The sequence below is a fragment of the Ruegeria sp. HKCCD6157 genome, assembly GCF_013110685.1.
In the GTDB taxonomy this organism is placed as follows: Bacteria; Pseudomonadota; Alphaproteobacteria; order Rhodobacterales; family Rhodobacteraceae; genus Ruegeria.
In genome coordinates this window covers 47,075-62,451 of the sequence record NZ_WVRB01000006.1, presented here as the reverse complement: position 1 = coordinate 62,451, position 15,377 = coordinate 47,075, and the positions used below count along the sequence as shown (strand labels likewise).

At 53.1% G+C, this 15,377-nt stretch carries 14 protein-coding genes; 9 read left to right on the top strand and 5 right to left on the bottom strand.

The genetic code is table 11. The features are described 5' to 3' along the window. Nucleotides 1–116: 116 nt before the first annotated feature. The gene (locus GS612_RS16675; protein ID WP_171641857.1) at nt 117–845 is read left to right on the top strand and encodes an SDR family NAD(P)-dependent oxidoreductase; all 729 of its coding nucleotides are present in this window, start codon (nt 117–119) and stop codon (nt 843–845) included. A gap of 49 nt (nt 846–894) precedes the next feature. Here the strand turns inward: GS612_RS16675 and GS612_RS16670 are convergent, their stop codons facing one another. After that, entirely contained in the window at nt 895–1,650 is a 756-nt protein-coding gene (locus GS612_RS16670) for an MBL fold metallo-hydrolase (RefSeq protein ID WP_171641855.1), read from the bottom strand. A gap of 41 nt (nt 1,651–1,691) precedes the next feature. Here GS612_RS16670 and GS612_RS16665 point away from each other — a divergent pair, with 41 nt between their 5' ends. From GS612_RS16665 to GS612_RS16655, 3 genes are all read left to right on the top strand, one after another. Beyond that, entirely contained in the window at nt 1,692–2,816 is a 1,125-nt protein-coding gene (locus GS612_RS16665) for a pyridoxal phosphate-dependent aminotransferase (RefSeq protein WP_171641853.1), read from the top strand. A 183-nt stretch (nt 2,817–2,999) separates the two neighbouring features. Then, complete coding sequence (locus GS612_RS16660) at nt 3,000–3,473, top strand: DUF427 domain-containing protein (RefSeq protein WP_171641851.1); 474 nt, start codon at nt 3,000–3,002, stop codon at nt 3,471–3,473. A 231-nt stretch (nt 3,474–3,704) separates the two neighbouring features. After that, nucleotides 3,705–4,799 carry an ABC1 kinase family protein gene (locus GS612_RS16655; protein ID WP_371809358.1) on the top strand — a complete coding sequence of 365 codons (1,095 nt, stop codon included), beginning with the start codon at nt 3,705–3,707 and terminating at the stop codon, nt 4,797–4,799. Between the two features lie 175 nt (nt 4,800–4,974). Here GS612_RS16655 and GS612_RS16650 read toward each other — a convergent pair whose 3' ends face one another. Then, entirely contained in the window at nt 4,975–5,427 is a 453-nt protein-coding gene (locus GS612_RS16650; protein WP_171641847.1) for a thiol-disulfide oxidoreductase DCC family protein, read from the bottom strand. Between the two features lie 719 nt (nt 5,428–6,146). Here GS612_RS16650 and GS612_RS16645 point away from each other — a divergent pair. Genes GS612_RS16645 through GS612_RS16630 form a run of 4 tightly spaced genes read left to right on the top strand, consistent with a single transcriptional unit; the run spans nt 6,147 to nt 10,563 of the window. Continuing rightward, nucleotides 6,147–7,688 (top strand): deoxyribodipyrimidine photo-lyase, encoded by a 1,542-nt coding sequence (locus tag GS612_RS16645; protein ID WP_216603626.1) that lies wholly within the window; start codon nt 6,147–6,149, stop codon nt 7,686–7,688. After that, a complete protein-coding gene (locus GS612_RS16640) occupies nt 7,688–7,825 on the top strand; it encodes a DUF2256 domain-containing protein (protein WP_174829488.1) in 138 nt (45 codons plus the stop codon). Before GS612_RS16645 ends, GS612_RS16640 begins: the two co-directional genes overlap by 1 nt. After that, complete coding sequence (locus GS612_RS16635) at nt 7,822–9,066, top strand: FAD-binding domain-containing protein (protein ID WP_171641845.1); 1,245 nt, start codon at nt 7,822–7,824, stop codon at nt 9,064–9,066. The genes GS612_RS16640 and GS612_RS16635 overlap by 4 nt, the downstream gene beginning before the upstream one ends. A gap of 3 nt (nt 9,067–9,069) precedes the next feature. After that, nucleotides 9,070–10,563, top strand: a complete 1,494-nt coding sequence (locus tag GS612_RS16630) for a cryptochrome/photolyase family protein (RefSeq protein ID WP_171233602.1) — start codon at nt 9,070–9,072, stop codon at nt 10,561–10,563. Between the two features lie 166 nt (nt 10,564–10,729). Here the strand turns inward: GS612_RS16630 and GS612_RS16625 are convergent, their stop codons facing one another. Further along, nucleotides 10,730–11,662, bottom strand: coding sequence for an SdiA-regulated domain-containing protein (locus tag GS612_RS16625; protein ID WP_171641843.1), 933 nt, complete (start codon nt 11,660–11,662; stop codon nt 10,730–10,732). A gap of 217 nt (nt 11,663–11,879) precedes the next feature. Here GS612_RS16625 and GS612_RS16620 point away from each other — a divergent pair, with 217 nt between their 5' ends. After that, nucleotides 11,880–12,602: a hypothetical protein gene (locus GS612_RS16620; RefSeq protein ID WP_171641842.1), complete on the top strand. Its 723-nt coding sequence runs from the start codon at nt 11,880–11,882 to the stop codon at nt 12,600–12,602. On the opposite strand, the gene GS612_RS16615 is transcribed toward GS612_RS16620, so the two are convergent. Together GS612_RS16615 and GS612_RS16610 are read right to left on the bottom strand one after the other, a co-directional pair. Then, a complete protein-coding gene (locus tag GS612_RS16615) occupies nt 12,603–13,544 on the bottom strand; it encodes a metallophosphoesterase (protein ID WP_171641840.1) in 942 nt (313 codons plus the stop codon). After that, on the bottom strand, nt 13,534–14,967 hold the full coding sequence (locus GS612_RS16610; RefSeq protein ID WP_171641838.1) for a hypothetical protein: 1,434 nt from the start codon (nt 14,965–14,967) through the stop codon (nt 13,534–13,536). Before GS612_RS16610 ends, GS612_RS16615 begins: the two co-directional genes overlap by 11 nt. Between the last annotated feature and the right edge of the window lie 410 nt (nt 14,968–15,377).

Below are 15,377 nucleotides of genomic sequence, written 5' to 3'. Positions count from 1 at the left end.
CGGGCGGGCACTGAATTCAAGCAGAATTGACTTTCCCAGCTTTCAGATAAAAGGGTTGTGAGTTTCCTTCTTTAATTCGAAGTACCCCAATTCATGCCAAGGTGGGAGGAGTTGCTATGAAAACAGCGGTTGTGACTGGCGCCGCGGGAGGGATGGGGAAGGCCATCTGCCGCCAATTGCGGGCAGATGGGTTCCACGTCGTTGGACTGGACCTTAATGAAGAGGGTCTGGACGAACTGGCAACAGAATTAGGCCCAGATTTCACGCCGATCTCCGTCGACCTAACGGATTCCATGGCTATCGCTCAGACGTTTGATGGCATTAAGTCAGCGCACGGCGGTCTGGATGCTTTGGTAAACAACGCGGGCACCTGCTTCATGTCCGACTTCCCGCACATTCCGCCCGAGGAACTCGAGAAACAGATGGCAATCAACTTTAATTCTGCGTTCCACTGTTGCCAGCAGGCGGTTCAGTTGATGTTGGAACGCGAAGGCACCAAAAAGATTGTGAATATCTCTTCGAACGGAGCTTACAATTTCGATGTTTTCGACCCTCCGCACTACCGGGCGTCAAAGGCTGCTATGGATACCCTTACGAAAGACCTTGCCCGTCGATACGCAAACGAAAAAATCTGTGTGAATTCGCTGGCACCTGCCATGACGGAAACACCCTTGTTCAATGTCTTGACCGAGGAAGTCTTGGAGAAAGCCGTTAGTGCCATGCCGCATGGTCGCGCGATGCTACCCGAGCAAATCGCCTCTTGGGTCAGTTTTCTAATTTCGCCGGCCGGTGATGTTTCCAGCGGGAACGTGATTATTCTGAATCAAGGGCGCGACGTCAGATAACTGGCAGGCGCGACATCACTTTTCGGGAAAAGTGAGCCGCAGGTTGGGATCAACGGTAGACTTCTGGTGCTTTCTTCAGAATGGGCCACTGCTTGGGACAATGCCCATAGATTACAAAGGCATCTCGTTCGGATGCTAGACGCATCAACCTGTCTGCGCTGGCAATTGCGGCATCTTCGTCCCATGAGCCTGCAAACTTCTCGTCGATTTCTGCCGGTCGGGATATTGCATCACTCGTTAACAAAATTGCACCCGAAGGAAGATCGACCATTACTGCGATCTGGCCAGGCGCATGACCGGGTGAGGCCAAAACGAAGATGCCCGGTCCAATCTCTGCGTCGCCTTCAACCAAGAGATAATCCTGATCGGGCCATTCCAAAGGCCGTATATCGCCCCAATACAATGGGCGAGGCAAGACTCGCTCCGCGGAAGAGATAAGAATTGGACTGCTTGGAAAGTCGGCCAATGCGCCGATATGGTCGATATGAGTGTGCGTACAAATCTGCAATGTGATGTCTGACGGAGTCAGTCCGAGTTTTGCCAGTTGTGCGCGTGGCAGATTGTCTGGTTCACACTTCAGGACCTCGCCGAACTCGTCCAATCGATCTTCTTTGACTGCGGCGTCGGTATCGGTCGCGTATTTTTCAGGAAACCCAGTGTCGATGAGTATTGCTTCTCCTAAGTCCGTCCGGATCAGAAACCCGCAGATCCCAATAATGCGGCCGGTGGAATGGACCTTGAATAGCCCGTAGTCCAAAACTGCCAAGTCACTCGGTCGCCCTTTGACAAATCCTTCTGCTTGCACAGACTCTCTCCCTGATTGACTACAAGGATTTTGAGTACAGCATGAAAGTCAAGATACACACACTTTTTCAGTACCTGCTGGATACCACCGAAGCGGATCCAGAAGCTTTCGTTGGGTTTTCCTTGTCTGCGTCGCCGTGTTTGGGTGAGTTTATGGATGCGCTGGACCCAGCACTGCCGCTGGATTGGAACCAAAAAAGCTTTCGGGGCCTGCCTGCTTTACGACGACATGTCTTGGACCGCGCAGGCTTGTCTGATGTTTGCAAACCAGACGATGTTCTGATCACCGCAGGCGCTGCGGAAGCCAATTATCTTGCATTCATGCAATTGGTCCAACCGGGTGACGAAGTCGTAACAGAACGCCCGGGCTGGCCGCAAGCGGGCGTATTGGCAGAGGCTGTTGGCGCGACTCTCAAAGTTGTAGACCGAGAAGAGAGCGCTGGTTGGGTATTGCCGCTGGAAGAAGTTGAAGCCGCAGTAACGGAACGCACGCGGCTCATCTTTGTCACCAACCCCAATAACCCAACCGGCCGCCTGATGACCCGGGCAGAGCTGGAAAGGCTTGTGCAAATTGCAGACCGTGTCGGCGCATGGCTGGTTGTTGATGAAGTTTACGCAGGATTGGAATGGGACGGGTCCCGTGCCCCTTCGATTGCCGGTTTGTATCCGAGAGGTATCACGACGGGCAGCGTTTCCAAAGCATTGGGGCTCCAGGGGCTGCGCACCGGCTGGATGATTTGCCGTGATCCCGATCTGATTTGGGATGCCATAACTCTGCGGGAAAACTCTAGCGAGATTATGAATATACTCGGTGAAGTCATTGCCGAAATCGCTTTAAGGCCTGACCGATACAATCAGTCAATGAAAACTGCGCGGGCAGCTGGGATGAAAACACTGGAACGCCTTGATCGGTTTGTTGCCGAACAACCCCGCCTCGATTGGGTCAAACCTCAGGCTGGATTGATTGGTTTGGCACGGCTTGACGGGATTGATGGCGATGTTTTCGCCAAACGCTTGCTCGCCGGTCCGTATCGGACATTTCTTTTGCCGGGCTCGTCTTACGGGATGCAGAACCACGTCCGACTAGGCGTCGGAGGAGGTGCTGCTGCCAATCTCGACCTTGGCCTAGAGCGCATGGGTGAACTGTTGGCGAACTGGCAGACTTAGGACATTCATTTTGACGGTTCGGGCTGCAAAGTCGGTCTAACAGTGCAGCCCGATCAAAGCTGACACCAAGCCCAATTGTGGTTCAAGTTCGCCTACCTTGTTTTGAAAGTTCTTTCGCTAGAATAACGCTGTCGGCGCGCTATCTCGAAGAAGGAACAGCCTAATACACAACCCGGTTCCACAATGACAGCTTTGACAATTGAAGACGTGCAAGACTATCCGCGGCCACCTGCGCTGCGGGAGGTGCCCCATAACGTGCGGATAGAGTTTGGCGGTCGAACAATCGTAGAAACCGATCAGGCGTTTCAGGTACTCGAGACCCACCACGCCCCAACGTACTACATCCCACCGCATGACATTGATGCCGTTCTGACAAAAACCTCGGTCAGGTCATACTGCGAATGGAAGGGCGTTGCGAGTTACTGGGACGTTCAGAGCGGGGCGGCCAAGGCCACAAAAGCCGCATGGAGTTATGAGGAACCAACCACCAGGTTTGAACAGATAAAGGGCTATGTCGCCTTTTACGCCGGGCTTATGGACGGTTGTTTCGTTGGCAAGCATCGTGTGATCCCGCAACCCGGGGACTTTTATGGAGGTTGGGTCACCGAGAATTTGAAAGGTCGCATCAAAGGCTCTCCGGGCACGGAATTTTGGTGAGGATGTATGACTGACCCTAAATCCTCAACAACCTCTTTGGCAGTTCCTACAAGCCGTTTGGTCCGTGTTGCCGGTTTAAGCAGCATGACGGCAGGCATTGCAGGAAACGTGGCAGTGCGCGCCCTTCGAGAGATCGGTCGCGGTGCGCGACCCGATATGCGTGGTTTGTTGATGACCCCAGGTAACGTGACACGGATCGCGGATCAGCTTTCGCGCATGCGAGGGGCAGCGATGAAGGTGGGTCAGCTCATTTCGATGGATGCGGGCGAGGTCTTGCCACCTGAGCTGGCTGACATCATGGCACGTTTACGGGATCAGGCGCATTTCATGCCACCGAAGCAATTGCGTGACGTCCTGAACCAAAACTGGGGTACAGATTGGCGCAAATCCTTCAAAACTTTCAATGTAAGGCCCATTGCGGCTGCGAGTATCGGGCAAGTACATCGTGCAACTTTGAAAGACGGGCGCGATGTGGCGATCAAAGTGCAATATCCCGGTATCGCTCGCAGTATCGACAGCGATGTTGCCAATGTGGCTGCGCTGGTTCGAATGTCCGGTCTACTTCCCAAAAGCTTTGATCTGGGGCCGTATATCCAAGAGGCGCGCAGTCAATTACATGAAGAAACGGATTATGAACGCGAGGGGCGGCACATGCGCCGCTTTGCTGACCTCTTGCAGGGTGATGATGCGTTCGAAATTCCGGAGTTCTTTCCGGATTGGAGCACTCCCGAAGTTCTAACGATGTCCTTTCTGGAAGGTCGCCCTATCGAGACCGTGAGTGATGCGACCAGAGAGGAACGCAATCGAGTCTCAGAAGCCTTGATCGATCTCACGCTGCGCGAGGTTTTCGAGTTCGGTATCATGCAAAGCGATCCAAATTTTGCCAATTACCGATACAACCCGTCAAATGGGAAGATCAGCCTCTTGGATTTTGGCGCGGCCCGAGCCCTGCAACCATTGGCAATTGATGGGTATATGCATCTGCTGCGTGCAGGCCTGCGGGAAGATGACGAAGAGCTTCGTAACGCTGCCTTCCAATTGAAGATTGTTGAAGGTGATGGCCCGTTCGACGACCGGATCCACGGAATGATCCGCAGTGTTTTCGACGCTATTCTATCCGCGAATGAATTTGATTTTTCTGACCGAACGCTCTCTAACCACCTGAAAAAGGAAGGCATGGCCTTGGCCCGGGCCGGGTATATCCCGCCCCCAATGCGAATGGATATTCTTTACCTTCAGCGAAAGATTGGGGGGATATTCATGTTGGTCACGCGATTGAGTGCTTCGCTGCCTGTAAAGGCGCTTCTTGCAAAGTATGTCATCTGAACGACCTCCATCCTTCCTAACCCAGCAAACCGAGCAATAGCAGAACCCGCGGCACCGATATGCGTGACCAACCCAAAACAAAGCGCGAGTATGATGCGAGTGTTGCCAAGTGCGGGTTCGAGCCCCCGTTTGACGAGCCAAACCAGTCCTTGAAAACGACCATCGTCCAGATTGATCATGTCGACGAACCTGTCTCGTTAGCCGACTTCACTCCGACCCAAGACGCGATCCTCGAAAGCATCGGTCTTAGTGGCAGGAAGCACCGATATGCAAGCTCTAGCAAAGGCGTTATCCCCGGCAAGCTTGCCACCCGTGCCAGCCAACGCCATTTAGGTAAAGTGCCCCACAGTTCCGTAAACGCGCGTGCACCGGATACTAGTTCTCCATCTGGTCGACGCACAGTGAAACGATCCATAGCTTCTTGCCGCGTTAGATCTTCATCAATTCGAACATTGGGTTTTGAAACGTCGACAAACCTCAAGCGTTCAGCGCCCTCGCAGGAGGCATAGTGCTCGATCTCAACGGAGCAAAGCGGGCAAGATCCGTCGTAATAAACCGTAGCAAACGAATGATGGGGTGCGGCGTCATCAGATGTGAGCGCAACCTCAGCTTTGTCCGTTTTGTCCATTTTGTTTGACCTCGTCTTGCGGGCTTCATCCGTCCCGTTGCAAGACTTAGCGCAGATACCGAAGAAACGAGGGTTCAGCAGTGACATAAAGATGCGTTATGAGGCCGCAACTTGTGATGATGCTAGCAAAATTTTAGCGATTGCGTCGCCCGAATTGCAGGCGTGCGGGCAATTTTATCGAATAGGGTGAGGGGTTTGTAGGTACCTCGCTGTTTTCCGAAAGGCACTGAAAAGTTGCCCTACCAGAAGATGACTACGGCAATCTCACAAGCTCAGCGGTTGGCGCAGCTCATGATCCACGGGGCTTGATACCGCATAAGTCAAGCTTACTGTCTTCGATGCGCAAACAACATGGTCCCGTTTGATTACCTCTCTCTCCCGTTTACAGTGCTTTCGGGGCGGATGCTCTGAGGTCCGTTGCAAACCGTGCCTTGTAGCGTTCAAATCGACGGGCTGGTCTCTTTATCCTTTACTCAGAAATCAGAAATTCAAATAAGACAGAGATGGGCTAACCCGCTCCTTTTTTGGTGGTTTAGGGCCCAGAGCGATCACTTACCAATGTCACCTTTGTCGGGGTCTTTTTCTTCTGGCCACGTGCTTTCGGTGGGTTCGCGAACGCTTCCGACATTCATGTACCGAAGGCCAATGGCTTCTCTGCAAAAAACCACGTCCTAGCGGAACGCGAGGAAGACTGGAACATAGATCCATTTCTAGTGGCCATGCGTACAATCCTTGAAAACGGAGGTATCGTGCAGGTCGTCTGGTTCAAACGGGATTTACGGGTAAATGATCATCCGGCACTGGCGCAAGCGTCTGAGGTCGGGCCAGTTCTGCCACTCTATGTGGTTGAACCTGAGCTTTGGCAGCAACCTGACGCGTCAACACGGCAGTGGAACTTTGTTGCTGAGACAATCGCTGAGTTGCGTGATGACCTTGGGAAACTGGGACAACCACTCATTGTGCGCACGGGACAAATTTTGGCGGTCCTTTCCAAGTTAAAAGATCGTGGTCTGATAGACGTACTTTGGTCACATGAAGAAACAGGAAACAATTGGACTTATCAGCGGGACCGTCAGGTTGCTGCATGGTGCAGGGACCACGGCGTGCGGTGGCACGAAGTACAAAACCATGGCGTTCTTCGCAGGCTCAGGTCTCGCGATGGCTGGGCGGAACGTTGGGACCGGTTTATGGCTTTGCCCGTTGCTTCACCAGTTGCGCTTAAGCATATCGACTTAGAACCAGGCTATATTCCCACGGGGCGCGACCTTGGCTTGCGGGATGATACATGTGTTGGTCGTCAAGCCGGTGGACGAGCTGCGGGTTTGGAACGTCTGAGCAGTTTTCTGACCCACCGTGGCAAAAGGTACCAACGCGAAATGTCCAGCCCCTTGGAGGGGGCCGTTGCGTGTTCGCGGCTGTCGCCCTATCTGGCTTGGGGTGCGCTTTCGATGCGCGAGGTGTCGCAAGCTACTGAAAATCAGAGACGCCGGTTGCCGCCGCAGGCAAAGGATTGGCGTAAATCGCTTCGCTCGTTTTCGGGCCGTTTGCATTGGCATTGCCATTTTATTCAGAAACTTGAGGATGAACCCCGGATTGAATTTGAAAATCTGCATCGGCTCTACGATGGTCTTCGACCGAAAGCGCCAGATGCCCAGCTCTTGACCGCATGGTCCAACGGAGAAACGGGATATCCATTTCTGGACGCATGCATGCGGTCATTGCAGGCAACGGGCTGGCTTAACTTTCGGATGCGCGCAATGGTGATGGCCACTGCAAGTTATCATCTTTGGCTGGATTGGCGGGCCCCGGGTGAGCATTTGGCGCGCATGTTTACCGACTATGAGCCGGGCATTCACTGGAGTCAGGTGCAGATGCAATCAGGCACCACTGGCATCAATACCGTGCGCATCTATAATCCGGTTAAGCAGGGCTATGATCAGGATCCAGAAGGGTTGTTCATTCGGACATGGTTGCCGGAATTGTCCCAAATTGCGGATCAGCATATCCATGAACCCTGGAAAGCTCACAACGCGAAAGACATCATTGGAACGCTTTATCCAGAGCGTGTTTTTGACCATCTAGCGGCAGCCAAGGCCGCGCGCGAGCGGGTTTGGGGCGTGCGCCGAAGTGCGGAGTTTCGTTCCGAAGCACACGCCATCGTGACAAAACACGCCAGCCGAAAGAATCGGCGGAATCCTCGCAAAGTCGCGCGGGCGTCTCAAAATCAAAAGCAACTCAGCCTGCCTCTGGAGGATCAGTGATGAAGATGCGCAAGAAAGCCGACTTACCCCAGAAGGTTTGCCCGGTCTGCCAGCGCCCGTTCACGTGGCGCAAGAAATGGGGAAACGTTTGGGATGAGGTGAAATACTGCTCGAAAAAATGCAGATCGGCTGCATGACCGAGATGTTTTCAGAACTTGATGAAGCGAAAGAGACGTTCGATTTCAAACCCACACGGACCAACGGTCTTATAAGGCTGAAGCAGTTCGCGGGACGCACCGGGCGCCATTACGCAAGTACGCGAAACTACGATTTTGGGACTGAGCGTCGCAGCAATGTATCGGGTTTGTCACCTTGGCTGCGCCACCGTTTGATAACAGAGAAAGAAGTACTGGCAACGGTTTTAGCGTCGCATAATTTCAACGCGGCGGAGAAATTCGTGCAAGAAGTTTTTTGGCGCACGTACTTCAAGGGTTGGCTGGAACAAAGGCCCAGCGTCTGGTCACTGTATCAGCGGGATTTGCTGAGCGCTTGTGAGCGATTAAGGGATGATGAGGGCCTTAAGGCCCGTTTCAATGATGCAGTGAACGGCAATACCGGCATCGACTGTTTCGACCATTGGGCGCGGGAACTGGTGGCGACAGGCTACCTTCATAACCATGCGCGCATGTGGTTTGCATCAATCTGGATTTTTTCACTTCGCTTACCCTGGCAGCTTGGCGCGGATTTCTTTTTGCGACATTTGCTGGATGGCGATCCCGCATCGAACACGCTGAGCTGGCGCTGGGTTGGTGGATTGCACACGAAAGGCAAAACTTACCTCGCGCGCCCTGACAATATTGCCAAATACACTGAAGGACGGTTTCAACCTAAAGGCCTGGCCAAATTTGCAGAACCGCTGACCGAGCCGGTAGATCACCCGCTCGTTCCTCTTTCAAGTCCGCACATGCCCTCAGACAGCCCTTATCTGTTGCTGTTGACAGAAGATGATCTGTCAGCTCATCAATTGATGCCGACATCGCCTGTTGCCAAGATCGGACTTTTGGCGACGCATGGCCGATCCCCAAACCCGTTGGGAGACGTTGTACAGGATTTTGCCAAGGGCGCGATGAGCAACGCTTTGGAACCCCACGGAAAACTCGGGCAATCGACCGAGGACTGGTGTGGTGCGTTGATCGAGGCAGCACGGAATGCAGGTGTTGCGACCATTGCAGCAGCCTATGCGCCTGTCGGTCCCACTCAGTCACGGCTGGATCGTGCGGAACCTGTATTGAGAGACGCAGGCCTTTCTTTGAACAGGATAATGCGGCCGTACGACGCTATAACATGGCCTCATGCGAAGGCCGGGTTCTTCGGCCTTCGAAAGAAGATCCCGTCGCTTCTACGCCAACTGAACTTGGCCACCCAACAAAGACCATAGCCCATGTCCACTGCCGCCCTTTTACTTCCCAACCAATTGTTTGCCCAACACCCGGGCCTGGCCGCCCGGCCCGATACTGTTGTGCTTTTCGAAGACCCGCTGTTCTTTGGCGACGCGTATTATCCCGCCACGATGCACAAGCAAAAGCTTTGGCTGCACCGCGCCTCAATGGCGCGCTATCGCGATGGCTTGGTCGCCAAGGGCTTTGATGCTGCGATCTGGCCCTTTGAGCGGCAGGCGGGTGCATGTCTGCGACTTTTTCAAAACTTGCGTGATCGTGGTGTCAGCCGAGTGATCATGGCTGATCCAGTAGACTTCATTGCAGAAAGACGTTTTCGGGCAGCGGCTGGCAATACCGACATCACGCTCGATATCCAGCCATCCCCCGGCTTTATGAATACGCGGGCCGACAATCTGGATTGGTCTGCCGGTCGAAAACGCTGGTTCATGGCGGAGTTCTACAAGGGCCAACGCCGCCGTTTGAACGTGTTGATGGACAGCGGCCAACCGGCCGGGGGACAATGGAGTTTTGACGAGGAAAACCGCAAAAAAGTGCCCAAGGCGCTGTTGGGCAGCCTGCCTTGGATCGACTGGCCTGCCCATGACGCAGTTGATGAAGCTGCAAAAGCGAGCGTTATCGCTGAATTTCCAGATGCATTGGGTGGCCTGGATACGCTATTTTATCCGACGTCACACAAAGCTGCATCCGACTGGCTGGCGCAGTTTCTGGAACGGCGGTTCGAACACTTTGGCGACTATGAAGATGCTATTGTCGAGGGGGAAAACTGGCTGTGGCATGCCGTTCTTACGCCTGCTTTGAACATTGGCTTGTTGACGCCGAAGCAAGTTTTGGACGCTGCCCTGGCGCATGCTGATCGCAAGGGAATTCCCCTGAACTCGGTAGAAGGATTCATCCGCCAGATCATTGGCTGGCGCGAGTTTATGCGTGCTACCTATGAGAACCTTGGTGTGCAGATGCGCACTACAAACCATTGGGGCCATCATCGCCCTATGCATCGCTCTTTCTACAACGGAACCACTGGTATTGATCCGCTGGACGACACGATCAAAAGGGTGCTCGAAACCGGGTATTGCCACCACATTGAACGCCTTATGGTACTGGGAGGGTTTATGTTTCTGTGTGAGATTGATCCAGACCATGTCTATCGCTGGTTTATGGAAATGTTCGTCGACAGCTATGATTGGGTGATGGTTCCCAATGCCTACGCGATGAGCCAGCATGCCGATGGCGGGTTGATCACCACCAAACCGTATTTTTCCGGCTCAAACTACATTCGCAAAATGAGCCATTGGGGCAAAGGGCCCTGGGCAGATATCTGGGACGGGCTTTATTGGCGCTTTATCCTGAAACACACCGATAGACTTGCTGGCAATCCCCGTTGGGCGATGATGTGCCGTACGGCTGGGCGCATGTCGCCAGAGGTCAAAAACAAGCATGTCACGACGGCTGAAGCCTTTTTGCGGCGTATGACGTGAACATGAAGTTTACCCGCGCAATGTCCTGCGCTGGATCAAGGTCGCCTAGTCCCAGCCACACTACAACGGAGGTTCTGATTGAGGCGGACAAAGGTAGATGCGTACAAAGCAAGCTGCAACAACTTGCGGAAGCCATTATGGCGGTGTGAGCTTCGTTTTCTAGCTATCAAAATTCGGGAGTATCAAAAACATACAGTCGCGATTTCTCGGCATCATCTGTCAGGATGTAGAGAAGTCCATTGGGCTCATCCAGGGCGATCCCTTCTGGATGCTTTACAACCTTACGGTCGCCGTCTTTCATATAAGTTAGTTCTATTGTCTCTGCCGTTCTCGTCTCGGGATTGTACAAAAAAATCTGGCGCCCTTTGTCGCTCAGAATCCACAATACTCCTGAGGACGCAGACCAAGCCAATCCGCTTACATCCAGCTCATCGTCATTTACGCGATCGGACATAAAACCAGATTCGCGATCCAAAGGGGTGATTTCCTCGATCTCCGTCAGCTCTGGTGACAATACCAGCAACAACCGCGGTTTCCCTTCGATGACCACGAATACTCGCCCAGTGTCCGGATCGACTGTGATGCCCTCAGGCCCTTTGTTCAATGGATTGCCGACGAGCATTTCAGCTGCATCCGAATAACCCTTGAGAGTAGCAAGTGGAACCGTTGTAAGTTGAATGGGGTCGGTTGGGTGAACGACTAGAATTGACCGGTCAGTTTCCTGAAGCACCAAAACAGATCCATCTTTTCGCAAAGCGACACCCTCAAGGTCTGATCCCTTCAGTGATGGCAACTTGAAAGAGTTTCCCAATGCCCCGTCGATTCCAAGGAGATGCAGTTTAGGTTCGGCATCGCTGACAGACCACAAGAAGCCTTCAGCGCTGGAAAGCGACAGACCTGAAGGCTCTGAAAACCCTTCTGATTTGTCTGCGACCTTGAACCTATCGACCAGAACCAGATCAGCACTTTTGGCGCATGCAGGATCAGCCCACAGCGGGAAGGCTGCCGCCACTAACCCGGGCGCAAAAGCGAGCCGTCTAAGCATAAAGAAGCTCCGTGAAATTTCAGGTTTTGACGGAAACACTTTGTTTTCTGCCATTCAGTTTTCTCGCCCGTGGATCACATCCCTTTATCGCGTTCTTATCACAACTCAGATGCGATGTCGGAAGAATGCTCATTGAACTCTTTACCTGATCCCGCTTGTTGCGATTGAATTGAATGGGGCACGATGTGCCTGTGGTGAAGCCTAAGCCCTTGGCCTGAGCAGGAAGGAAGAAAAGCTGAATACGACATTCCCGTTTAAAACCGTGTTGTTGATGCTGCTGTTGCCAGGCGCTGCGGTGTCGCAAATCGACCCTGCAACGATGCTGGCCGGAGCTTCGGAATCAGAAATTCTGATCGAACGCCAATGGACTCAGTTTCGCGGCAAACAGGAACTGTATTTCTTTACTCTCGATGTGGTGGTCACGATCATTCTGGCTGGCTTGATCGTCTATCATCCGGTGAGACGCAAAGCCCGTAGAAGCATCGGCGACTTGGTCATGCCGAGGCTATTCTTCCTTTATGCTCTTATTGGCATGGCTGTTGGATTCCTGGTGGTTCAGCACGGATCAATGATTGGTTTTGTCATATTTGGCATCGGAGCTTTGCTCAGGTTTCGCTCCAATCTGGATGATCCGGTAGACACCGTCGAAATGATAGTCGTAACTGTTCTTGGTCTTGCGGTCGGTTTGGGCTTGCCGCTGATGGCCACGCTGGTGGCAGTTGTTTGTTGGTGTTTCATTTGGCTCGGTGGACGTAACAAGGGCGTGGAAATTTCGCTCAAAGCTTCAGACGAAGAACACTCATTGAACGTCAGCGGCGCCATTGAAGCCATGGCCGCAGACGCTGGCTGGAAGCTGGTCAGAAAACACCACGTCCCTGGCAAGTCTCGCGTTTTATTGCTTTTCATTACTTCGGGTGGACTTTCAGAAGCCCGGATCGAAGAGATGATAAACGATCTGGTCCCCGAAAAAGTTGAGTTGAAACTCAGCCTCTAGTTATTTCACAAGGTCCAATCGTTTCAACACCGCATTCGGGGATCTGATCTCTTTCGGGAGCGACTTGAAGTTTACCGACCTTTCGAAATCGGGCCCTCGATATACTGCTATCCCAAACTCTCCGTTCGGCTGGAACGTAACATGAGTGAAGCTGTGAGGTGATCTGGCATTATCACCAATCAGCCGTCGTGGACCACCGCCCAAACAAGCTTGCGAAACATAAGCCACACCGTCTTTCCAGCCTGGGTAAAAGGCATGATGGTGGCCGGACAGATGCAGAACGACCCCGCTTTGCAGGTAGATTTTCTCAAGTGTCGGGTCACCGATGATTTCGCGTTCGCGCTGGATCGCGAAGGGCCAAAGCGGCAGGTGACTGAAAGTGACAATCGGGTTTCCATTCGCCCCCAGTTCCTCAAGTTGGTCCTGCTGATCGCCGGATAGCGGCCCAAGGGTCGTGGCATCCAAAGACGCAAACGTGACGCCTTGCATCTCAAACGCGTAGAAGAACGGATAGTCCTTCGAAACCAGGAAAGCGACGTCTGGTTTTCTCGGTGTCCATTCCTCGGCGTATATTTTTCTTTCACGTTCGAACCCGCGATAGGCAGAGGCATCATGGTTTCCCGGCGTGACCGCAAATGGAATTCCGGCAGCCTCCAGCGGGTCTGACACCGCCTTGTGAAACGCCTTCCACATCTCTCTGACCTGTTTGTCTGACAAGTTGGGAATGCGCTGACCCGCAACCATATCTCCGGTCGAAACCACCAGATCGGGATCAATCTCGATTATGCGCTCAATCGCCTTGTCGACGCGGGCATCGTATCTTACCGAACCATAGCTTCCATTCAGATCCGATATGACGATGACATCCAATGCCGCCGCTTTGCAGGTGAGCAGAGCGGACCAAATCAACACCGCCGCGGTGACGGAGCGCTTACGGGTCATTACAGTCCACAGCCTTTACCTCGGTGTCGTTTTTCAAAAAGAATGCGACGGGGTCCAAGTCGAACATCAAAACACCTTTTGAACAATTGCTCTGGAGAATGGACGTTGCCAGCGCTGTATTTTTAACGGCTTGCGCAATCTGCCTATCTGACAGGCCAAAGCTTTGCGACAACCAGTCATAAATCGGGCCTTGCGTTTGAAGGTCGTTATTCAAAGCAAACAAGCGCTGGTAAGTGCTTGGAGAAAAGTGTCGCATTTTCTCCAGCATCTGAGTGGATTTCGCAAAGTTGGCATATTCGACACGCCCACCAGCATCGTTGTCGTTTAGATTGCTGCGACGGATCAATAATGCGTCGGCTGGAACATCTCCATCGTTTGGCTTATGGTGCTTGGCCTTCTTGTGCTTCAGGTCTCCGTCTTCGACCCAATACCAATAGGGTGTGAAGTCTATGTTTCCTACGCGGTCCTGCTGACTGAAGATGAAGTCGAGCAGAACAATCTCGGTAAGCTCCTGCATCCAAAATGCCATCTGTTGGTCGCTGACATCGGGCCCGAGGTCCTTGTTGATCTGCCGATCCTTTCGACCTTCCCTAACACCCTCTGCAATGGCCTCGGGCAAGGGTTTTGAAGACCGCAAGGCCAAGAAGGCGGGTGTTTCCTGAAAATCGCGGTTTTGACCTTTCCCCCAGCCAGACCTACGAGTGCCGTTGATTTCTGAGCCATAGCGATGACCGGGGCTGTCAAGCAGGACACCGTATATCTGCGTTCGATCCGCGGTGAACAGATCATCGGTTGGCTGGTACGAGTTCGGATCGGCATCCGCAGCCACGAATACCCGCCAGCCTTCATGGTTCATGCGCCCGCCATGAGAGCCACCAGAAATCGCAAGGCCGGGCTCTGCGACCTCGGTGAGATGCGCCTGAGCGTCCATGCTACGCCAGACCGCCACCGGAACGTTCACCGTCGCGTCGAAATACCTGGAGAAATGGTAGTAGAGCAGCGAAGAGGTGGAAAACGTTCCACTTGTGCCCTTTTGGTTCATGGTGGATTTGAATTTAGCCACCCTGTCCTTTGCCAGATCTTTTGCCGCCTTCCCCTCTTTGCAAGCGTTTCTCTCGAATTCGGAACGGTTCCCGGCGTAGGGTCCTTCGGAAATGTCGTAGATCGCCATTCCTGGGCTGGTGCTCCAGGTTTTTGGGCAAACAGCAATTTCGGAGGCATTGAAATCAATCTCGCAATAGGTTGTTTCTTCCTCAAGATCGCTTTTCTTATACGCGCCCGTTGGAACTTTTTCGATCCGAATACAGCGCTCAGTAAATCCGTTAGGGCTATCAAAAGTCGTGGCTTCACCCAGAACATCGTCGCTCGCCCACAAGATGGTGGGTGCAATGAAAGCAAGAGACCCCAGAAGATGGAACTTCATTTGAATAGTCCTCCGGATATCATCTAGGGCAAATCGCAGCCCGTTTTTCGGCGGAAATCTTCAGATTGGGGTCGACACTGAACTTGGAGAATTTTGAGTCAATCCACTGGTCACACCCGCCTGAACAAGGCGCCCCGTTTCGGGCATCATTCCAATAATCCTTGGCCCTTTCTTCCGTCCAACCGCAAAACTGAACAAGCGCCATTGCCGACAGTGCGCCAGAGGAATGAACGCCCCACATGCAGTGCACCAGAACAGGGCCCTTACCCGGGTGTTCAATTACTTCGTGTATGGATGCCATGACGGCACCGGGACGGGAGGATTTGGCGCTCTGATAGTCAAAGGATCCGTTCCCACAACTGGTGCGGCCGTACTGAGTGTTTTTGCCGAAGTCGGCATAAAACCCGGTT